Consider the following 20,042-nt stretch of genomic DNA (forward strand, 5'->3'; position numbering starts at 1 on the left):
GACAAAACTATCATCTATGACTTTAATGTCACAAAAGCGTGCGGCGACGCCAGATAAACAAATAGACAGACGGAGTGACAGTGGAGACAGGAGCAATCAACACTACCGGGCCGTTCGGCCCGCGCAACCCGGCTCAGCCGTCGGCGCATGAGGTCGACCGTGCTGGGCCTGTTCGGCAGCGTGAATTGGCTCGGCAGCCTGAATGCCGATCCGAAGTTCGTTACGTCGAGTCTCATCGGCACGCGCCGGCTTTCAAAGCCGAATACGGCCATTCAAACCGTTTGATTTCCGTCCTGCCATGAAACAGACCACCGTACAGCCGGCCCGTCATCCCAATCCCACGACGAAAGCCTCGGCATTGATCTACCTGATATTCGATCGGCCGGATCTTGTGAAAGCCGAGGCATTTCTCAGTGATTTCGGTCTACGAACCGTGTTGCGCAATGAAGAGCTTGTCCTGCTGAGAGGAACGGGCGCTTCGCATTTTTGCTATGTGATCCAAAGGGCGCCGAAATCCCGGTTCGTCGGCCTTGGGCTGCAGGTCGACACCAAGGCCGAGCTCGATGCACTTGCAAGGCTGCCTGGCGCATCTGCGGTCGAACGATCGCAGTTGCCGGGCGGCGGCTATACCGTGCGGCTGACTGACCCTTCCGGTTTTCGCGTCGATGCGATATGGGATCAGGCGCCGGCTTCAGTGCTATTTCATCGGCCACCGTTGCCGTTCAATTCCGTGGACGCGGCCGTGCGCATTAACGGAACACAGCGGCCACCCGAATGTGCGCCGGAAATCATCCGGCTTGGACATGTGGTGCTAGAACTCGTCGACTATCAGGAAACCTGCGCGTGGTACACGCAGCACTTCGGCTTCATTCCAAGCGACGTGCAGGTACTTCCCGATGGTTCCCCCGTCGTTGCGTTCATGCGGCTCGATCTTGGCGAACGGCCGGCCGATCACCATACGCTAGCGCTTGCACAAGGCTTTGTACCGACCTACAGCCATAGTGCGTACGAAGTCGTTGACGCTGACGCAATTGGCATGGGGCAGCGCGTGTTGCGCGACAAGGGCTGGACGCACGCGTGGGGGATCGGCCGGCATATCCTGGGTAGTCAGATTTTCGACTACTGGCAAGACCCGTGGGGCGACAAGCACGAACACTATTGCGACGGCGATCTTTTTACAGCCGACACGCCCGTGGGCGTGCATGCGGTGAGTCGCGAAGCGATGGCGCAGTGGGGACCGGCAATGCCACGCAGCTTCACCAAACCAAAATTCACGCCCACGAGCATCGTGGCGCTCGTCAAGAACCTGCGTCGCAGCCCCGACCTGACGCTCTCCAAACTTCGCAGGCTGGCAAAGATTTTCGCCTGAACCAATCCCTTCCATAAGATCCGGAGATCTAACCATGGCACTTCACGTTCTGCATTACAGGCATCATGGCCGTCCCCAATGGGGCGTCGTCGTCAACGGCGCGATCACGCCGATTCCGGGCGACTTCAAGACGACCGCTGAGTTTATCGAAGCCAATCCGGTTGAGCGGCTGTTCATGCTGAGCGGTCCGACGATTCCCGAATCGGAAGTGCAGTGGTTGTCGCCCGTGACAGCCAATCAGCAATTCATCTGTCAAGGCGCGAATTACCGCCAGCATATGATCGAGTCCGGACTGGATCCGGATGTGAAGAAATTCAACATGATCTTCACGAAGGCAACAAGCTGCATTGTTCCAGCCGACTCGCCCGTGGTTAAACCGAAAGAGGTGCGTTTCCTCGACTACGAGATCGAACTCGGGCTTGTGCTCAGACGCGACATCAACTCGCGCGAAACGGTCTCTGACGCAAACCTGCATGACTATATTGCCGGCGTCGTGATCGTCAACGACTACTCCGCGCGCGACATCCAGATTCCTCAGATGCAGTTCTACAAGGGCAAGAGCTATCGCACGTTCGGCCCGGTGGGTCCTTACCTTTGCCTGCTGGAGGAACAGGATATTCCAAAGCTGAAAGAGTTCGTGCTGACGCTCATGGTGAACGGAACGGTCCGGCAGAGCGATTCCACGGCGGGCCTTGTCTATGGTCCGGCCGAGACGCTAACCGAGCTTTCCGCCGTTCACGACCTGCACGCCGGCGACCTGCTCGCCACCGGCACACCTTCGGGCTGTGCGCTGAGCATTCCGTCGCCCGAAAAGCAGCGCGCCGCGGCGCAACTGCCCGAAGCAGAAAAGTGGCGTCTTTTTCTGAAGATGCAGGAGGACAGGCCGCAGTACCTGCAGGCGGGGGATCTCGTGGAGGCGCATATCGTCAGCAGCGACGGTTCCATCAATCTGGGCGTGCAGCGTAACTTCGTTGTTGACGAGGCAGCATGACAGGCGTCGCGAACATGGACGATGTCCAGGCTATCGAAACGCAGGCGCGGTTGGCGGACCTGCCGTCGAGTACCTACGAGATGATCTGTCGGGGCGCCGCCATCAATCCATCGGCACCCGCGCTCTCGTTCTTTGCAACGGCCGACGAGTACCGGAACGGCGAGTGCTGGACCTATGGCCAACTGGTGCGCGACATCACGCGAACCGCGAACCTGTTTTCGCGGCTGGGAGTACAGCGCGACTCAGTTGTCGCCTATGTACTGCCCAACCTTCCGGAGACGCACTTTGTGATCTGGGGCGGCGAGGCGGCGGGGATCGTGTGCGCGATCAACCCGCTGCTTGAAGGGGAGGCCATCGGCGACCTGCTTAATGCTTCGGGCGCCAGTGTGCTCGTCACACTGGCACCGTTTCCTGGGGTCGATCTCTGGCAAAAAGTGCAAACCGTGCTGCATACAGTGTCTTCCCTCAAGCATCTTGTGCTCGTCAATCTGGCCGACCGGATGCCGCGCGAAAAGCGTTCCGCGGCCCGAACGCTGCAGCGTGATGAGTCTTCAAGATTGCATGGACCTGGCGGCATTCATAGTGCCGTTCCTTCGCATATTTGCGTTCACGATTTCGGCACCGCGATAGCCAGTGAAGACGGCGATGTGCTCAGCAGCGTGGTTGAAATCGGTGTCGAGGATGTATCTTCGTTGTTCTGCACGGGCGGCACCACCGGACTGCCGAAGATTGCGATTCGACGGCACGGCAACGAGGTGGCCAATGCGTGGAGTGCGGGGCAATTCCTTGGCGAAAGCGTTGGTCCGGGAAAAACGATTTTTTGCGGATTGCCGCTCTTCCACGTCAATGCCGTGCTGGTGACGGGTCTGCTGGCGTTCTCGCGTGGTGCCCACGTCGTGCTCGGCACTCCGCAAGGCTATCGAGGCGACGGCGTTGTAAATCGCTTCTGGGAAATTTTCGAGCATTACCGCATCAACTTCTTTAGCGGGGTCCCGACACTTTATGGGTCTCTGCTGGACGTTCCCGTTGGCGCGCACGATATCAGTTCGCTCGAGTATGGACTGTGTGGCGCCGCCCCCATCCCGGTGGAACTGCTTCGCACGTTCCAGAATCGTACCGGCGTAAGAATCCTTGAAGGCTACGGCCTCACGGAGGGTACCTGCGTCAGCAGCGTCAACCCTCCGCTTGGCGAGCGCAGGGCCGGTTCGATTGGGCTTCGTTTGCCCGGTCAGGCAATGAAGGCAGTCGTGGTCGACGAAAACGGCCGCTACGTACGGGATTGCGTGGCGGATGAGGTCGGCCAGCTGATTATCTCCGGGCCAAACGTGTTCGCTGGCTATATGCGAACGGACCAGAACAGTGGCATCTGGATGGAAGGCGGTGACGGTGCGCACTGGCTCAACACCGGCGATCTCGGACGCTGCGATCCCGACGGGTACTTCTGGCTCACCGGCCGGAAGAAAGAACTGATTATCCGAGGGGGGCACAACATCGACCCCGCGGCAATCGAAGAACCACTGCATCGTCATCCCGCGGTACAGATCGCAGCAGCGATAGGGCGCCCGGACATGCACGCCGGCGAATTGCCGGTTGCCTATGTCCAGTTGAAGCCTGGCACCACCGCAACCGAAGCCGAATTGGCCGAGTTCCTGCGCCGCGAGATAAACGAACGTGCCGCACTGCCAAAGGGCATACGGATCGTGGATGCGATACCTCTGACGGGCGTTGGCAAGATATTCAAGCCCGCGCTGAAGCGGCGTGAAATGACGGACGCGATGCGGTCGGCCCTCGCGGAAGCGGGCGTCGAGGACGCAACCGTTAGTCTGATTGATGACACCTCACGCGGGATTTCACTGCACGTCGAACTTTCAGACCCGACGTTGGAAGTATTGGCGACTTCCGTGCTGGGGCGTTTTCCGTTCGCATTTTCGATCTCGGTCTCCGCACGGGATTAGAACTTAATCAGAGGGCCGCGTGGCGATGCCGCGATTCGATGGAATTACGGTGTTGGTAAGTTAGTAAACCTAATTTGTGATAGGGGCGATGATAAGGGCTGTATTAAACAGGGAAGGAGAAGAACCCGCCAATCAGGAAATTGCAAAGGTCACACCAATAATCCATAAAAATTTTTAGACAAAGGGACAGGAGAAGAGACATGGAAAATTGCAAGCGAGCCTTCAGATCGGTGGGCATGGCAGCATGCATCTGCTCGGCCGGCTTGATCGGCAACGCCAATGCGCAGTCGGCCGGAAGCGTGACACTGTCGACAGGATGGCTTCACATTGCACCGCAGGGCGATGCAACACCGCTGACCGTGGAAAGCGTCGGTGGCGTAGCGGTGAATCGTCAGTTGACCGGCAGCGGGGCGCATGCCAGCTCAACCAATACGGTGGGCATCACCACCGAGTACTACGTCACGGACAGCATCGGTGTCGCAGTGTTGTTCGGACTGCCATTGAAGGTAAATCTGATTGGCGACGGCACGCTGCAGAAGTATGGCAACCTGGGTTCCACGAGACCGATGCCGCCAGCGATCGAGCTTCGATACCACCTTTTCTCAGCCGAATCGAAATTCCGCCCATTCGCCGCATTAGGCGTGAACTACACGTGGTTCACCCAGGTTCGGACAACCAATAGCCAGTTCGTGACCGATAGCGTGGGTCCAGGCGGTTCGGCACACGCCACGCTCAGTTCATCGTGGAATCCGGTGTTCGAAATCGGGGCAAATTACGCGATTACGAAGCACTGGTCCGTCGGAACCACTGTCAACTATATGCCGGTGAAAACTAATCTGGTGTTGTACGGACAGACAGCGACTGGAACGCAGATCGTGTCCAGATCGACGCTTCGGCTCGATCCCCTTAGCGTCTTCGTGAACGTCGCCTATACGTTTTAACGAGTACAGACCTTTGACTCCCAGCGTGACATGACCGCGCCAGTCAGGGCCGCTCACATGTTCACGCAAGCTTGCCGCTCAGGCGTTCATGCCGCCGCTTGTGCAATAAGTTCTTTTTGGATCGAATATGAAACGACAGGTCCTCAAGACCATTCTTTTTGCGTTGCCCAAGCTCCTTGAGTTGACGGCACGCCGGTTTCCCGCCTATCGTGAACGCCTGAAGCAGCGCGATCTGGTCGTTTCGATCGGGCTCATGGACGGAAGCATCAATCGGCTCATCGAGTTCAAGAATGGCCACATTCGGTCGCGTGCCGGCAATCATCGGCGCTCCGACGTGCGCATGGCTTTCAAGGATGTCGCCACCGCGCTGAAGTTCTTTTCCCCCAAGCCGGACCAGGGCGAGATTATCCACGCCGCCAAGAACTTCAAAGTGGTGACCGAAGGCGAGGACGAACTGCTGGTTTGGGTTATGCAAACCCTGAGCATGATGCAGACCATCGGTTTGCCGATGGGCACGCGGATGCGCGACGGTACGCGCCGCTACACCACGTGCACAAACGGCGGCCCGCTGTTCGTCTACGTCAACCGTGGCCGCGTCGTCCGGGTCACGCCCATCGATCTCGACAGCACCGACGCGCCGAGCTGGGTAATCGAAGCGCGTGGACGCCGCTTCAGTCCGCCACGGCGTGGACTGGTCGCGCCCCACGCGTTGACGCTCAAGTCGCTCGTCTATTCGGACAAGCGCATCCTTCATCCCATGAAGCGAGTCGACTTCGATCCTGACGGCGAACGCAATCCGCAAAACCGCGGCAAGTCCGGCTATGTACGTATCAGTTGGGAGGAGGCGCTGGACATTGTCGCCAAAGAAATCAACCGGCAGAAGCGCGTTCATGGACCAGGTTCGATTACGTTCCCGCTGTCGTCCCACCACCAGTGGGGGAACGTGGGCTATTACCTCAGCGCGCTGACGCGTTTTGCCAACCTGATCGGTTTCACCCGGGTCGCCGCGAACCCCGACAGCTGGGAAGGCTGGTACTGGGGCGCGATGCATCATTTCGGCAATTCGATGCGGATCGGCGTTCCATCCGGCTATGGCGGTGTCGAGGATTGCCTGAAGGAAGCTGACATGATCGTCTTCTGGTCCTGCGATCCCGAAAGCACCAATGGCGCCTATGCGGGATTCGAGGGGACGCCGCGACGCCTGTGGGCCAAGGAACTCGGCATTGAGTTCGTGCATATCGACCCGCACTGCAATCCCACCGCGCAATTACTCGGCGGGCGATGGATTCCGGTCCGACCGCAAACCGACGCCGCACTCGCTACCGCCATCATGTACGTGTGGGCCGTGGAAAACCTGTACGACAAGGATTACGTCGCTACCCGCACGACCGGGTTTGACGAGTGGAAAGCCTACCTTCTCGGCGAAACCGACGGCGTTGCCAGAACGCCCGAGTGGCAGGAAAGCGAGACCGGCGTGCCCGCCAAGGACGTCCGCGCGCTTGCGCGCCGCTGGGGGAACAGGAAGGTCCATCTGGCTGTCGGGATGACCGGTGCGGGATTCGGTGGTGCGGGCCGAGGCGCGACGGGAGCCCAATGGGCACGCTGCATGATCATGATGATGGCGATGCAGGGCTGGGGTAAGCCGGGCGTGAATTTCGGCTGCCTTGAAGCGGGTGTTCCTCACGACCTCCATTTCTATTTCCCCGGCTACGCTGACGGCGGCATTTCCGGCGACCTGGCGTGGACCGCCAACGCGGTGAACAATTACCAGCGCATGCCGCATATCCTGACCATGAATCCCGTCAAGCAGATGGTGCCGCGGCAGCAACTTCCCGATGCCATCGTCAACGGTCATGCCACAGGCTACCTGTGGGACGGCATGTCGCAGGAAGCCCAGTTCGCGCCGTTTACCTATCCCATGCCCGGGTATTCGCCGATCCACATGATCTACCGTTACGGCGGATCCGCCTTCAGCACGGTGACGAATTCCGGACGCTGGGCCGACGCCTACCGACACTCGAGTATCGAGTTCGTGGTCAATCAGTCCATCTGGATGGAGGGTGAGGCTCAGTTTGCCGACATCATCCTGCCTGCCTGCACTTCTCTGGAGCGCTGGGACATCGGGGAATGGTCGAATTCCGGCGGCTACGCACATCATGGCTACAGCACGGTCAATCATCGCATCATGACGCTGCAGCACAAGTGCATCGAGCCTTTGGGCGAGTCGCGTTCCGACTACGACATCTTCACCGCGATCCTGACCCGGTTGGGCCTGGGCGCCGTGTTCACCGAGGGCTGCAGTGAGCTTGACTGGGTCAAGCGCGTCTTCGACTCGTCGGATCTGCCGGATCATATTTCGTGGCGCCAGTTCTGCCGCAAGGGTTATTTTGTCGTGCCGCCCGAGAAGCCCGAATTGCGCCATCCGGTGGACATGCGTTGGTTCGCGGAGGGCCGGCGCAAAGACCTGCAGGAACCCCACCCGTTGCCGTCGCAGTTCGCCGAAAAATTCGGCTCGGGTCTGCAAACGCCCAGCGGCAAACTGGAGTTCGTACCCGAGTTGCTCAAGCGGCACACGGCAGACAATCCCGAACGGCCGGCGCTCAATCGCTACATTCCGTCGTGGGAGGGAATGCGTTCCGAACTCGCCGACCGGTATCCACTCCAGTTGATTGCCACGCATAGTCGTTACAGCTTCCATACCCATTGCGACGGCAAAAATTCCTCGGTGAACAGCATTGATGACCATCGCGCACTGATCGGCGGCCACCGCTTCTGGCTGCTCAGGCTGAGTGTGGCGGACGCGGTGCTGCGAGGCATCGCCCATCGCGATCTGGTCAAGGTTTACAACAACAGGGGCGCTGTGATCTGTGCCGCCGACGTCTCGCCGCTGGTCAACGCGGGCGTTGTCAAGTCATACGAGGCGAGCGCCGAATTCAGACTGATCGAAATTGACGGCGAGCGCGTCGAGATCGGCGGCTGCATGAATATGCTGACCCCCGACCGGTCTCAAACCGCCGGCACGAGCAGCATGAGTCCCAACTCGTGTCTGGTGCAGGTCGAAAAGTGGAAATCCGCCGAGGCGTTCATGCTCGGTCGTGCAGCGTGAGGAGCATGAAATGAGCAAGTGGAATCTGATTGTCAAGGTCGGGCAGTGCGAGAACTGCCAGAACTGCGTCATCGCCGCCCGGGACGAGCATGTCGGAAACGACTTTCCCGGTTATGCCGCGCCCGCGTCGGCCAATGCAGAGAGCGTCGTGCGCATCCTGCGCCGTGTTCAGGGTGACGCCCATATGGTCGAGACCACGTATCTGCCGGTCATGTGCAACCACTGCGACGACGCGCCATGCATGCGGGTGGGCGGCGATGCGATTCGCAAGCGCGCCGACGGCATCGTCATCATTGACCCGGACAAGGCGCGGGGTCGCAAAGACATCGTGAAGTCGTGCCCGTACAAGGCAATCGTCTGGAACGAAGAGCTTCAATTGCCACAGACCTGGATCTTCGATGCGCATCTGCTCGATCAGGGCTGGTCCCGGCCGCGCTGTCAGCAGTCCTGCCCCACCGACGTATTTGAGACCGTCAAGCTGGATGACGCAACAATGGAGGAGAAGGCCCGGCGCGAGGGGCTGAAGGTGTTGCGGCCGAATCTCGGCACGAAGCCTCGCGTGTGGTATAGCGGCCTCGAGCGCTGGGAAACCTGCTTCATTGGAGGAAGCGTCAGCGTGCAGATGGAAGACGTGACGGAGTGCGTCGCGGATGCTGTCGTCACGTTGTACGTCGGTGACGAGAAGGTGGGCGAGACCGTTTCGGACTGCTTTGGCGATTTCCGCTTCGGTGGGCTTGCCAAGGGAAGTGGCCTCTATCGGGTCGAAATCCATCATGACGCCGGTAACGCCCGGCGTAATTGCGAACTGGACGAAAGCGCTTACCTGGGCGAGATCAGGCTCGCCCAGTCGACAACCGGCGTGGGAGTCGCGTGATCATGAGCACCGCAACATAGCTGCTTTGCCCAAGACCGGCGGATCCTATCTAGCTGGGATACGACGGAACGCGATGCCCCGACCGGGAAAAGGCGAGGATCTGGTCCGGCCTACGAGAGAGCTCCAGATAGGATCCGCTTTGGGGGTCAGCCCAAGCTGACATCAATGCGGCGTGGTTTTGCTTCCTCCCGACGCGGGATGGTCAGCCTCAGCACGCCATCTTTCAGGTTAGCCTCAATCCGCGACGTGTCGAAATCATCGCTAACGGCAAACTGTCGCGAAAAGTGGGGGGCGCGTATCTCGGCGTGGGAGAGACGCAGGTTTGCCGGGGTAGGCACTGCCGACTGAGCTTCGATGGTCAGGCTCCCGCCGTGGACGTTCACATCGAGCCGTTCCCTGGTGACGCCAGGCAAGTCAGCCAGTAGCGTCACACCATGACTGTCCTCGAAAATGTCGACCGCTGGTGTCAGCGTTAGCCGGCGGGTCTCGTCTGCGGCGCTGCGGCTTGCTGGATCGGTCTCGCGCTGTGCAATTTGCGTGGCGTCGCTCATCGTGTCACCTCATCACTCAACTGTAATTGCGCGGGGTTTGGACATCTCGCGCTTACCAACCGAAATCAACAGGCATCCGTTCACGTAACGCGCCTGTACCTTGTCGGGATCGGCATGCTGGGGCAGCTCGACCGCTCGCCGGAAAGAGCCGGCAAAGCGCTCGTGCGTGTAGGCCCGTCGGCCGTCGGCGGGATCGGGCAGTGAACTCGTCCGCTCGCCGGCGATGGTCAGCAGGCCCTTGTCGATGGAAATATCCAGCTTCGATGCATCAATACCGGGCGCAAACGCGACGATTTCAATCGTATCGTCGGTCGTCCCGATGTTGATGGGTGGAAAGGTCCCGACTCGGCTTGAGCGAAGGCTGGAAGGAAATCCGCCGAAAAGGTTAGACATCTGCCGCTGCAGACGGTCCAGTTCGCTGAAGAGTTCGGTGCCAAAGTAAAGGTCACTCATGGTCGCTTTCTCCTCTGGTGGTGGGGAGACGAACCGGTGAACGCGCTCCAGTCCGCTTGCCCCAGCCGCAAAACAAACAAGGTTGAAACACGCAGCGCCCGCGTCGACCCGCGAGCGACTGCCCGAGCGTTTTCAAAATAAGATGCAGGAAAAGATTTTCAAGCCCCTCATTTGAGGAATTTTTCTGGCTTGTTGTCGGGCTTGAAAAACCGATGACCGCCCTTATCATCCGCGCACCAGTGTCACCCCAGGAGAACTCCATGGAATTCGAAACAGAGTGGATAACTCTCGGAAAGCATCGGTTCAGGTTGCGCTCGACGAAAGGCTTTCCGACTGAAGTGATGCATCAGCTTGCCGGCGTCGTGAGACTGGCGGTCGATAACAACATGAGCGCGCGAGCCCGCATAGTCGAAATCGTGCAGCGGAAGGAGCAAAGTTATGACATATCCATAGGCACGACACTCGCCGAAGACCGCATTTGTGCGCCGCAACTTGAGGGCGCAATCTCAACAGTGATGGGACTGCTACCCGACCAGGTCAACGTTCTAGTCCAGACAGTTACGCAGGAAGAGGTAGACCTGCATTTCGGCGTCTATGAACGCATGCTGGCCGAAAAACTCGGTGTTGTGCCGCCTATCCAGTGATAAGGTTGCGTGGCCCGTTGCCGCTCTCGGCCGCGGGTCCACTTCGGCTTTCCGGTCCGTTTGCAATCACGTGGAGCAGGATTTTGTGATTGCAGTCGATACTGGCCGTAGCAGCAGCCGTGATGCGGTTGCGAGGCCAACCCCGAAGGTCTCGTCCGTCTATGCGCTGCCGCATAGCTTCGCCACGGTTGTGAGAACGACGTTGATAGGCGCCGGCTTTTGCAGGCAGACGTGGTAACAATTCGCTTCACGAGCGGCCGCTGGCGCTGCTGTATGAACAAGCACAGGAATGCGCGAAAGTTCGGGATTCGATTTGATATGACGGCATAGCTCCCGACCATCAACCAGCGGCATCATCCAGTCGGTGATGATAAGGTGCGGCCGCCAACCGTCCAGAATCCGGAGCGCCTCCGCGCCGTTCGCGGCGCATCGCACTTCGTACCCCTCTCCAATGAGAATCAGATGCCAGGCCGTCAAAATATCCGGCTCGTCATCGACAAGCAGAATCGAGTGCATGAGACGACTGCCTATATGTGTTGAGTAAGCGGATACGTGAGCGTGCAATTCGCGTTCCCGGTGTCTTCGCGCCGGTTACCCGTTTGCTGACGCTCGCTTATTTGGGGCAGCTGACCGGGGGGGCTGTTCAAACGAACTTGGGATGGCTCGGGCGTCGACGAATGAGGACAGAGTGCTCCCATCGCAGAACTTATGTTGCGCCTGAAACGCGCGAGCAATTCGTACCTCCAGTACGTCCTTCGTAAGCTCGCGGCAATTTGTGCAGGGCAACTCATGCGGATCCATAGAAAGGGCTGTTGTTTGGTTGGGCGGGTAGATCTTTCCTGGCCACGCTATGGCAACGCGGCGACAGTGCGCCCAATTGGACGTTATTACCGACAGGCTCTGGCAATCTCCAGCGCCGCTCTCGCGTTAAAGTTATTTCGTCGGAGGCCGTTATGCCGTCTATTGGGCGGTTTCTTTGGGGCAACAAGTTGTCGCTATTTTCACCAGAAGCAGCACTTGGAACTCTTTGGATAAATAGCCGGTACGAACGAACTTGGTGTTGTGGCGCCACACGGGATAAGCGTGAACGAAGAATTCGAGGCGGTGCGAATAGGGGAGCTGGCTGGATTGGATACTGCCCGGTTAGATGAAATGCAGTTTGGCGTCATCGGGTTAAGCCCGGATGCACTTGTCACGGTCTATAACGCGACCGAATCGAAGAACGCCGGATTGCGGGCGCAGCGAGTATTAGGGAAACATTTCTTCGAAGAGGTGGCCCCGTGCATGAATAATTTCATGGTGGCGCAGCGCTTCGAAGACGAGGAGGCAATTGACGATATTGTTCCCTACGTTTTGACCTTGCGCATGCGCCCGACCCCGGTGCGGCTCAGGCTGCTGAAAGCGCCGGACTGCGCGACGCGGTTTGTCCTGATTGAGCGAAAGGCGGCCCATTGAACGCGGTGAATCCAGACACGAACGACCTCGAGTCCGAATACGAGGCGTTACTCTCGTTCATGTACCTGTCCCCGGTCGGGATTATCCGCAGCGACCAGGCGGGTCTCGTGGACATGATGAACCCCCTTGCCGCGCAGCTTCTCATGCCTCTGGTAAAAGGCGGCGGTATCGAGAATATTTTCGATAGCCTGGCGTCAGTGGCGCCGGAGCTTCGCAACCTGGCGGCCAGCTTTGAGGGCGAGCGGGGGGCAGTGTGTGAAAACCACCGGGTGTTTGTGACGCCGGCCAAAGAGGGGGCGGTCGTGCTCGCCTGTTCCATCATCAAGGTGGGTGAGAATCTGCTGATGACGGTGCTGACGGACATTTCCCGGCAGGTTGCGGCCGAGAGAAGAGCGCGGCAAACAGAATCGTGGCTGGCCGGAATCTACACGAGCGTCAACGACTTTGCTTTCTTCTCGCTTGATGCGCAAGGGCGTATTGAAAGCTGGAATCCATCGGTTGAACGCCTGACGGGATTTGGCGAGACCGACGTCGTCGGGCACACACTCTCGTGCTTTTATGCCCGCGACGAGCACGTATCGCACCGTTCACCGGAGCATATCGCGCTAACGCGTGACGAGGGTTGGCACGTGGAGGAGTTCTGGTGTGAAACCAGGGGCGGTCGACGCTACTGGGGGCAGGTTCTCGTCGCGGTGCTGCGCGAAGAGGAAGGGGAGATAGCGGGGTATTCGGTCGTTCTGAGAGACGTGACGGAGCGCAAGGTGAGCAGCGACAACCTTGCGCGCCTGCTTACGACCGACCACCTGACAGGCGTATCCAGCCGGGCCCACTTCTTTGAAGTTGCCGAATCCGAGGTGGCGCGCGCCGAACGACATGGGCGGGCATTGTCGGTCGTTATGCTGGACGCGGATTACTTCAAGCGGATCAACGACACGGCCGGGCATCAGGCGGGTGACGAGGTTTTGAAACGGATCGCCGGCGAAGCGAAGGGGCTGTTACGCACGTCCGACACGGTCGCGAGACTCGGCGGCGAGGAATTCATTCTGATGCTCCCGTCTACGACGGCTGGAGAAGCGTTGGTGGTCGCTGAACGGCTGCGGGTTGCGGTCGAGCGGGCGCGAATCGAAACGGCGGTCGGGCAATTGAAAGCGACGATCAGTCTGGGCGTCGCGACATTGAGTCCTGCCAATCCGACGCTCCAGGGATTGCTGGCTGCCGCCGACCGCGCGCTCTACGAGGCGAAAAGAGCAGGGCGGAACTGCGTACGCGGTGAGGTTTTGGAGCCGGCGGGCGAAGCATGCTCCGCCTGCGAAGAAGCCAACACACCGGGAGAGTGACGGCCGCCCCGCAGCAGGACCAACGGCGTCAATCCTAATCAGCAAACAATCAGCGCGATAACAAGAGATGGACTCCTTCATGATTCGTAGCCCCGATGGGGTGGCGGGACAGCCGCAACGATGTTCCGGGTGCAAGGACATTACGCCCCTGCCGATAGAGATCGATTTCGCGTTTCAGCCCATCGTCGATGTGAGCGCCCAGGCTGTGTTTGCATGCGAGGCGCTCGTGCGTGGTGCGCACGGGGAATCCGCGCACTCGGTGCTGTCGCAGATCGACGATGCAAACAAATACCATTTTGACCAACGCTGCCGGCAGGTTGCGATCGCCAGTGCAGCCGCGTTAGGTCTCGACTCGTTTCTCTCCATCAATTTCATGCCCAACGCGGTCTATCGGCCGGAGGTATGCATCAGGAGCACTCTGGAAGCTGCGCAGACGCATGGTTTCCCGATTGAAAAAATCATATTCGAGACCGTTGAAGGTGAACATCTGGCCGACCGCACACATCTGGTCGAGATTTTCAGGGCATACAAGACATTTGGCTTCCTGACGGCAATTGATGATTTCGGAGCCGGTTATTCGGGGCTTGCTCTGCTGGTGGATTTCCAGCCCGACATCATCAAGCTCGACATGGGACTGCTCCGCGGTATCGACACTGACCCGGTGCGTCAGCGCATCGTGCGAGGCGTGATTTCAATTTGCGACGATCTTGGTATCCGTGTCGTGGCGGAAGGCATCGAAACCAGGGGCGAACGAGACTTCTTTGTTGCGCATGGAGTCAGCCTGATGCAGGGCTATTTTTTCGCAAAACCAGGTTTTAAAACGATTCCGGCAATCGATAAGCTAAAGTGCTTTACATAGCCATAAGCATGCTGGTCTGCTAGCAGTCCAGGTTACCTTGCACCTTTGATCTGGCTTGGTGACTGCTTTGTCGATGGGGCCGCGAGCTACCAGGTGGCGATTCGCTCGCCCAGCATCCGGCCGCTGTGCCACGCACCCTCGACTCTGCCGCCGTTGAGCCAATCGCCACACAATGCCAGGCCGCTGGCTTCATCCCACATGTATCCAGGCGCGGGCTCCTCGCTAGCCTCGGTGTCAGCAAATCGCCAGCGGTGCGCCGTCCATTCGGTGGACTTTTGGCCGCCGTGCAGCGCAAACGCTTCGAGCAGACAATCCGCGACACGTTCCGCGCTGGCGTCGATGTAGAGCTCGCTCCAGTCCGCGTTCGCGTGCAGCAACCATGTTTCGGGGCCGTTGCGGCCCGGCTTGCTGCTGTCGCGCGCTATCCAGCGCAGGGGCCCCTGATTGATGAAAGCGGCATCGAACGGCACTGGCACGCGAGCGGGCAGGCGCACCATGAGTGCCCAACATGGGCGCATCGCGGTCTCGCGTGCGAGCACCGCCAGTCCGGTCGCGGCTTCACGCAGCAAGTCCGCCGCCTGCGGGGCGGGCATGGCGAGGACCACGACGTCGAAGCGATCCGCAAGCATGCCCTGTTCGGCTGACACGAGACGCCACTGTCGCCCATCCCGATGCAATGCCGTGACAGTGCAACCCAAGGTCACCGACTGAGCGTCAGCCAGAAACTTCGCGGGCGAGTTCATTGACGGCGTACCGACGAAGCGGTCTTGCTTGCTCGCCCATGCGGTTTGTGCGGACCCATCGAGCACCGCGATCCGTGCAGGCCATATCGCGGCGACGCCCGCGTTCTGCCAACGCGCCACTTCCGCCTGGAAGAGCGGATCGCGAGCGGTGAAGTACTGCGCCCCATGGTCGCACTGCCAGTCGCCCTGGCGACGGGTGCTCATCCGCCCGGCAGGCCCGCGGCTTTTGTCGAACACGTTGACCTCGAACCCGGAGCGGCGCAGCACCGTCGCGCATGACAACCCGGCGATCCCCGCACCGACGACGGCTATTCGTGGGCCTTTCCGTTTTATAGGCATGACTTCTCTCTCCAGGGTTCGCGGACTCGCAGGGACCCGCCACCAAAGCCAATTTCGCATTGAGATGCGTCACGGTGACTCCGAGTATGGAGTCTTGATGTCCAAGTATGACACATTGACGATCTTTTTTAACTTTGAGGAGGCGACTCGACTCGCAATAATGATTCACATTGACTCGAAACAGGAATATTATCCCGAGTCATGCAACGCTAAAGGAATGGCCATGCCGTCGCCCTCCGTCGAAGACACGTCGCCCGCTCGCAATTACAGGAGCGGGGAGGCCGCCCGGCTTGCGCGGATGCCGGTCACGAGGCTCAGGCTTTGGGAGCGGCGCTACGAAGTGGTGGGCCCGGCCAAAAGTGAGGCCGGACAGCGCCTGTATTCCGAGGACGACGTGCGCCGGCTGGTTCTGATCAACGCGCTGGTGCAGCGCGGCCACGCGATTGGAGCGATTGCGCGGCTCGAGCGCGAGCAACTCGAGTTTCTTGCCGCAGGGGAGGCGTCCAGCGGCAGATCGCGCCCCACCAATGCCAGTCATGAGGTCAGGTTCCGGCTCACGCTAGTGGGGGAGAATCTGGCCCGGCGCCTGGCTGAAACGGGTATCGATCTGCGGCGCTACGGCGTTGGCAAGCTCGCGGAGTATGCGGATCTCGCGGCGGCGCGCGAAGGCGCGTCATCTGAAGGGGAAGAGGCGAACCTTCTGCTACTGCGTGTTCCTGCGCTGCATGAGGACGCCGCTTCGGACGTTCTCGCGCTCAGCGACGCCTGCGGCGCGGCGGCGGTTGCCGTGGTGTACGGCTTCGGTACGGGGCGCGCGGCAGAAGCGTTGCGCCTCGCGGGTGTGCGGCTGTATCGGGAGCCCGACAGCAGGACCGAGCTTCGCCAGATGCTCGGCGATCTGTGCCACAGCGCTCGGGTGGCGCATGAGGCCGGCGAAGCCCCCTCCTGGTCGCGCTCGCCACGTCGGTACGACGACGCCGAGCTCGAAGCCATCGCTGCCCGCTCGTCGACGATTGCCTGCGAATGTCCGCGGCACCTTGCTGAACTGGTGATGCAACTGTCGACGTTCGAATCCTATAGCGACGAATGTACATCGCGCTCGGCGCACGACGTTGCGTTACACCGGCATCTCGGCGACGTCGCCAATCGCGCGCGCGTGCTGATCGAGTCGGCGCTCGAGCGTGTGGTGCGCGAAGAAGGCTGGTCGCCTCAACCGCATCAGGCGGAGTGAGACGGGTCTTCGCGAGTCGGGGGCATACGGCGCAAGGTTTACAGCGCACGTTACGCGTACGGATTGACACATTGACGTTGGGAGAAAAGTCTCATGGAATCAGTCGCGCAGGACATACGCCACGGCCTGGAGCTGGGCGAGGGCGTGCCGCTTTCGCAGCGGATCAGATGTCGGCTTCTCAGTGCGGGAGCCCGATTCCACGCGAACGACAACATCGCCGACTACCTTCGCGAGGGAGAACTGGAACTGCTGCAAAAGGAGGTCGCGGACAAGCTACAGGGCGTTTTGCGCTCGCTCGTCATCGATGTCGACAACGATCACAACACGCACGAAACCGCGCAACGCGTGGCGAAAATGTTCGTTCGCGAAGTCTTTGCGGGACGATACGACACCGCGCCGGCTGTCACCGAATTTCCGAATGTCGAACGGCTCAATGAATTGATGATCGTGGGCCCGCTGCGTGTGCGCAGCGCCTGCTCCCATCACCTGTGTCCGATCATGGGCCGGGTCTGGATTGGAGTGATGCCCAATGAGAGTTCAAACCTCATTGGCCTGTCCAAGTACGGCCGTCTGATCAACTGGATCATGACCCGGCCGCAGATCCAGGAAGAGGCCGTCAAGCAGATCGCGGATCTGCTCGAGGAACGCATCCAGCCCGACGGGCTTGCGGTGGTGCTGGAGGCCGACCACTTCTGCATGCATTGGCGCGGCACGAAAGACGACGACGCAAAAATGGTCAACAGCGTCATGCGCGGTTCGTTTCTTCGGGATCCCGCATTGCGTCGCGAGTTTCTGGATCTTCTACCGGGTCGGAATTGACTGGCGGGGCAGAAAGTGAGCCTTGGTGGTCGGTATTGAGTGGCTGAACGTAGCGGGTACTTGTCGGGAGTGAGGCAATGGCGGCGATCTGGATTACTGGCGCGAGCGGTGCAGTCGGATCTGCACTGGCCCGGAGACTGTCAGCGCGCGGTCTAAGCGTTGTTCTTACATCTCGCGACGGAACGAGGCTCACCGAACTCGCCGACGAACTTGGAGAGCGCGCACTCGCTGCACCCGCCGACGCAACCGATGCAGCGCAGGTGCAATGTGCAATTCAGGCAGGTATTGAGCGCTTTGGGGAAGTGACAGGTGTCGCCCATTGCGTTGGATCGATTCTGATCAGACCGCTGCACCTGACCAGCGAAGCGGATATGCGAGCGACTCTTGCCGATAACTACATCAGTGCGTGGCACGTGCTTCGGGCTTTCGTTACCGCTGCGCTCGCCCATCGCAAGCCCTCGAGCGCCGTACTGGTGGGCACGGTTGCGGCGCAGTCTGGATTTCCGAATCACGAGGCCATTGCCGGTGCAAAGGCCGCGGTGGCGGCGCTCGCCGTCACGGCAGCCGCGACCTACGCTGAGCGGGGTATTCGGGTGAATTGCGTTCATCCAGGATTAACTGTCTCGAACATGTCGTCGAAGCTGACGGGCTCACCTGAGTCGATCGCCCGGATGTCAAAGCTCAATCCGATGAGGCGTCTGGGTCAAGGCGAGGACGCGGCGGCGTTGATCGACTTTCTGCTAGGCGATGATGCTGGCTGGATCACTGGCCAGCAGATCGGGGTGGACGGCGGCCATGGCATCCTTCATTCGATGGCGGGCGCGTGATGCCATATCGTTACGTGTCAGTCAGCGTGGAGTTTCCCCGAATCGCTTCGGGCTCCAGTTGCCTGCGCGTGGAATCGGCAGGCCTCCGATGGGGCGCCCACGGCCCAACGGAACAGATCATCGCGCTGTGCCCGCACTTTTCATAGAGATGCCGCCAGAGTGCGGATTCGCGTCGCTCGTGTCCTCGGGCAGCAAGTTACCGTCATCAAGACTTTCGTCGGCATGCGCGGTGGCCGGGTAGCGCTCCGGATAGAAATGACGCTCGGCGACCTGCGCGTCGAACGTATGCGACCACTTTGCAATCACGACCGTGGCAACGCTGTTACCGATCGTGTTGCAGGCGGCGATCGCCATTGACATGAAGCGGTAGACCCCGAAAATCACCGCAACCCCTTCAACAGGCAGGATGCCGGTCGACGCCACCGTCGCAGCAAACACCACAAACGATCCGCCTGACACCGTGGCCGCACCTTTGGAGGTCAACAGCATCAATAGGAGCAGGCCGACCTGATGCTGCAGCGTAATTGGCACGCCATACGCATGAGCGATGAACAGCACGCCCATCGACATGAAAAGCGATGTGCCGTCGAGATTGAACGCATAGCCGGTAGGCAACACGAGACCGACTGTCTGCTTCGCGCAACCGAGCCGTTCGAGCTTGATTAAAAGGCGCGGCAGCGCGCTCTCGGACGACGCGGTACCCAGCACGATAAAAATTTCGTCCTTGATATAGCGGAGGAAGCGCCACAGACTAAAGCCTGCCAGTTTCGCGATGATTCCCATGACCACGACGATGAACAGGATCACAACCGCGTAGAAACTGAGAACGAGTTGGGCAAGTGCAATGAGCACGGCGGTGCCGTTGCTGCCCACCGCGTAAGCGACGGCGCCGAAGGTGCCGAGCGGCGCCAGCTTCATCACCAGGTTGATGAACGAGAACAGGACTTCGGAAACAAGATCGAGTCCCTCGTTGATCCGGACGCGGCGGCGTTCAGGAATCGCGAGTATCCCGATACCGACCATCACAGCCAGCACCACCACCTGCAGCAGTTCTCCTTTCACGAAGGCGCCGATGAAGTTATCCGGCACGAGGTGCATGACAAACGCGACGAAGCCTTGTGATTCCATTTTTGCAACCGCCGGCGGCGCTGCTCCGACGGCGATGGCCGTCATGCCCTTTCCGGTTTGCAGCAGGTTGCCAGCCAGCAGGCCGACCATCAAGGCAATGGTCGATACCACTTCAAAGTAGACAATCGAGCGCCATCCTACGCGGCCCGCGCTCTTGACGTCACCGGCCGACGCGATGCCATGCACGATGGTGAGAAACACGAGCGGCGCGACACCGGCCTTGATAAGCGACAGGAAGATGTCGCCCAGTACCTTCAGCTGCCCACCCACCTTCGGGAAAATCAGACCCACGGCAATCCCGAGGATCAGCCCGGCCAGAACCTGCATTCCCAGCCTGCGGTACCACGGCAGCCTTCTGGGCGGCGGAACGTCCGGCGATGCGTTTGATGCGTTATGGTTGTTCATGATGTGCGCTCCTCC

18 protein-coding genes are annotated in these 20,042 nt (G+C 59.9%); 13 read left to right on the forward strand and 5 right to left on the reverse strand.

The window, feature by feature from the left end:
• Positions 1-298 precede the first annotated feature (298 nt).
• The 6 genes from P0D70_RS18110 (at position 299) to P0D70_RS18135 (ending at position 9,236) form a co-directional block, all read left to right on the forward strand.
• Positions 299-1,369, forward strand: a complete 1,071-nt coding sequence (locus P0D70_RS18110) for a VOC family protein (RefSeq protein ID WP_408185553.1) — start codon at positions 299-301, stop codon at positions 1,367-1,369.
• Between the two features lie 34 nt (positions 1,370-1,403).
• Complete coding sequence (locus P0D70_RS18115; RefSeq protein ID WP_408185495.1) at positions 1,404-2,360, forward strand: fumarylacetoacetate hydrolase family protein; 957 nt, start codon at positions 1,404-1,406, stop codon at positions 2,358-2,360.
• Positions 2,357-4,315: an acyl-CoA synthetase gene (locus tag P0D70_RS18120; protein WP_408185496.1), complete on the forward strand. Its 1,959-nt coding sequence runs from the start codon at positions 2,357-2,359 to the stop codon at positions 4,313-4,315. The genes P0D70_RS18115 and P0D70_RS18120 overlap by 4 nt, the downstream gene beginning before the upstream one ends.
• 200 nt (positions 4,316-4,515) lie before the next feature.
• Positions 4,516-5,256: an OmpW/AlkL family protein gene (locus P0D70_RS18125; RefSeq protein WP_408185497.1), complete on the forward strand. Its 741-nt coding sequence runs from the start codon at positions 4,516-4,518 to the stop codon at positions 5,254-5,256.
• 127 nt (positions 5,257-5,383) lie between these two features.
• Entirely contained in the window at positions 5,384-8,362 is a 2,979-nt protein-coding gene (locus P0D70_RS18130) for a molybdopterin-dependent oxidoreductase (RefSeq protein WP_091806878.1), read from the forward strand.
• 10 nt (positions 8,363-8,372) lie between these two features.
• Complete coding sequence (locus tag P0D70_RS18135) at positions 8,373-9,236, forward strand: 4Fe-4S dicluster domain-containing protein (protein WP_408185554.1); 864 nt, start codon at positions 8,373-8,375, stop codon at positions 9,234-9,236.
• A 146-nt stretch (positions 9,237-9,382) separates the two neighbouring features.
• Here P0D70_RS18135 and P0D70_RS18140 read toward each other — a convergent pair whose 3' ends face one another.
• Both P0D70_RS18140 and P0D70_RS18145 read right to left on the reverse strand, forming a co-directional pair.
• Complete coding sequence (locus P0D70_RS18140) at positions 9,383-9,787, reverse strand: Hsp20/alpha crystallin family protein (RefSeq protein ID WP_408185498.1); 405 nt, start codon at positions 9,785-9,787, stop codon at positions 9,383-9,385.
• Positions 9,788-9,799: 12 nt separating this feature from the next.
• The gene (locus P0D70_RS18145; protein ID WP_408185499.1) at positions 9,800-10,240 is read right to left on the reverse strand and encodes an Hsp20/alpha crystallin family protein; all 441 of its coding nucleotides are present in this window, start codon (positions 10,238-10,240) and stop codon (positions 9,800-9,802) included.
• Positions 10,241-10,500: 260 nt separating this feature from the next.
• Between P0D70_RS18145 and P0D70_RS18150 the strand changes: the two genes are divergently transcribed.
• A complete protein-coding gene (locus P0D70_RS18150) occupies positions 10,501-10,884 on the forward strand; it encodes a hypothetical protein (RefSeq protein ID WP_091809126.1) in 384 nt (127 codons plus the stop codon).
• Positions 10,885-11,043: 159 nt separating this feature from the next.
• Here P0D70_RS18150 and P0D70_RS18155 read toward each other — a convergent pair whose 3' ends face one another.
• On the reverse strand, positions 11,044-11,400 hold the full coding sequence (locus P0D70_RS18155) for a response regulator (RefSeq protein ID WP_091806886.1): 357 nt from the start codon (positions 11,398-11,400) through the stop codon (positions 11,044-11,046).
• A gap of 567 nt (positions 11,401-11,967) precedes the next feature.
• On the opposite strand from P0D70_RS18155, the gene P0D70_RS18160 reads away from it, so the two are divergent.
• From P0D70_RS18160 to P0D70_RS18170, 3 genes are all read left to right on the forward strand, one after another.
• Positions 11,968-12,339 (forward strand): phosphonate transporter, encoded by a 372-nt coding sequence (locus P0D70_RS18160; protein WP_408185500.1) that lies wholly within the window; start codon positions 11,968-11,970, stop codon positions 12,337-12,339.
• Between the two features lie 5 nt (positions 12,340-12,344).
• Positions 12,345-13,676: a sensor domain-containing diguanylate cyclase gene (locus P0D70_RS18165; protein WP_408185555.1), complete on the forward strand. Its 1,332-nt coding sequence runs from the start codon at positions 12,345-12,347 to the stop codon at positions 13,674-13,676.
• A 79-nt stretch (positions 13,677-13,755) separates the two neighbouring features.
• On the forward strand, positions 13,756-14,535 hold the full coding sequence (locus tag P0D70_RS18170) for an EAL domain-containing protein (RefSeq protein WP_408185501.1): 780 nt from the start codon (positions 13,756-13,758) through the stop codon (positions 14,533-14,535).
• A gap of 86 nt (positions 14,536-14,621) precedes the next feature.
• Here the strand turns inward: P0D70_RS18170 and P0D70_RS18175 are convergent, their stop codons facing one another.
• Complete coding sequence (locus P0D70_RS18175; protein WP_408185502.1) at positions 14,622-15,617, reverse strand: NAD(P)/FAD-dependent oxidoreductase; 996 nt, start codon at positions 15,615-15,617, stop codon at positions 14,622-14,624.
• A gap of 223 nt (positions 15,618-15,840) precedes the next feature.
• Between P0D70_RS18175 and P0D70_RS18180 the strand changes: the two genes are divergently transcribed.
• The 3 genes from P0D70_RS18180 to P0D70_RS18190 all read left to right on the forward strand — a co-directional run bounded on the left by P0D70_RS18180 (position 15,841) and on the right by P0D70_RS18190 (position 18,494).
• Positions 15,841-16,848: a MerR family transcriptional regulator gene (locus P0D70_RS18180; RefSeq protein WP_408185503.1), complete on the forward strand. Its 1,008-nt coding sequence runs from the start codon at positions 15,841-15,843 to the stop codon at positions 16,846-16,848.
• A 93-nt stretch (positions 16,849-16,941) separates the two neighbouring features.
• Positions 16,942-17,667 carry a GTP cyclohydrolase I gene (folE, locus tag P0D70_RS18185; protein WP_408185504.1) on the forward strand — a complete coding sequence of 242 codons (726 nt, stop codon included), beginning with the start codon at positions 16,942-16,944 and terminating at the stop codon, positions 17,665-17,667.
• Positions 17,668-17,744: 77 nt separating this feature from the next.
• On the forward strand, positions 17,745-18,494 hold the full coding sequence (locus P0D70_RS18190; protein WP_408185505.1) for an SDR family NAD(P)-dependent oxidoreductase: 750 nt from the start codon (positions 17,745-17,747) through the stop codon (positions 18,492-18,494).
• Between the two features lie 117 nt (positions 18,495-18,611).
• On the opposite strand, the gene P0D70_RS18195 is transcribed toward P0D70_RS18190, so the two are convergent.
• Positions 18,612-20,027, reverse strand: coding sequence for a cation:dicarboxylate symporter family transporter (locus P0D70_RS18195; protein ID WP_408185506.1), 1,416 nt, complete (start codon positions 20,025-20,027; stop codon positions 18,612-18,614).
• Positions 20,028-20,042: the final 15 nt, after the last annotated feature.

The sequence above is a fragment of the Paraburkholderia sp. RL17-381-BIF-C genome (genome assembly GCF_046026435.1).
In the GTDB taxonomy this organism is placed as follows: Bacteria; Pseudomonadota; Gammaproteobacteria; order Burkholderiales; family Burkholderiaceae; genus Paraburkholderia.

Excerpts from the sequence above, each read along its gene's own strand:
- P0D70_RS18135 (WP_408185554.1), top strand. The coding sequence starts at position 8,373 with ATGAGCAAGTGGAATCTGATTGTCAAGGTCGGGCAGTGCGAGAACTGC.
- P0D70_RS18125 (WP_408185497.1), top strand. The coding sequence starts at position 4,516 with ATGGAAAATTGCAAGCGAGCCTTCAGATCGGTGGGCATGGCAGCATGC.
- P0D70_RS18170 (WP_408185501.1), top strand. The coding sequence starts at position 13,756 with ATGATTCGTAGCCCCGATGGGGTGGCGGGACAGCCGCAACGATGTTCC.
- P0D70_RS18190 (WP_408185505.1), top strand. The coding sequence starts at position 17,745 with ATGGCGGCGATCTGGATTACTGGCGCGAGCGGTGCAGTCGGATCTGCA.
- P0D70_RS18130 (WP_091806878.1), top strand. The coding sequence starts at position 5,384 with ATGAAACGACAGGTCCTCAAGACCATTCTTTTTGCGTTGCCCAAGCTC.
- P0D70_RS18175 (WP_408185502.1), bottom strand. The coding sequence starts at position 15,617 with ATGCCTATAAAACGGAAAGGCCCACGAATAGCCGTCGTCGGTGCGGGG.
- P0D70_RS18195 (WP_408185506.1), bottom strand. The coding sequence starts at position 20,027 with ATGAACAACCATAACGCATCAAACGCATCGCCGGACGTTCCGCCGCCC.
- P0D70_RS18180 (WP_408185503.1), top strand. The coding sequence starts at position 15,841 with ATGCCGTCGCCCTCCGTCGAAGACACGTCGCCCGCTCGCAATTACAGG.
- P0D70_RS18140 (WP_408185498.1), bottom strand. The coding sequence starts at position 9,787 with ATGAGCGACGCCACGCAAATTGCACAGCGCGAGACCGATCCAGCAAGC.
- P0D70_RS18115 (WP_408185495.1), top strand. The coding sequence starts at position 1,404 with ATGGCACTTCACGTTCTGCATTACAGGCATCATGGCCGTCCCCAATGG.
- P0D70_RS18110 (WP_408185553.1), top strand. The coding sequence starts at position 299 with ATGAAACAGACCACCGTACAGCCGGCCCGTCATCCCAATCCCACGACG.
- P0D70_RS18145 (WP_408185499.1), bottom strand. The coding sequence starts at position 10,240 with ATGAGTGACCTTTACTTTGGCACCGAACTCTTCAGCGAACTGGACCGT.
- P0D70_RS18155 (WP_091806886.1), bottom strand. The coding sequence starts at position 11,400 with ATGCACTCGATTCTGCTTGTCGATGACGAGCCGGATATTTTGACGGCC.
- folE (WP_408185504.1), top strand. The coding sequence starts at position 16,942 with ATGGAATCAGTCGCGCAGGACATACGCCACGGCCTGGAGCTGGGCGAG.
- P0D70_RS18150 (WP_091809126.1), top strand. The coding sequence starts at position 10,501 with ATGGAATTCGAAACAGAGTGGATAACTCTCGGAAAGCATCGGTTCAGG.
- P0D70_RS18120 (WP_408185496.1), top strand. The coding sequence starts at position 2,357 with ATGACAGGCGTCGCGAACATGGACGATGTCCAGGCTATCGAAACGCAG.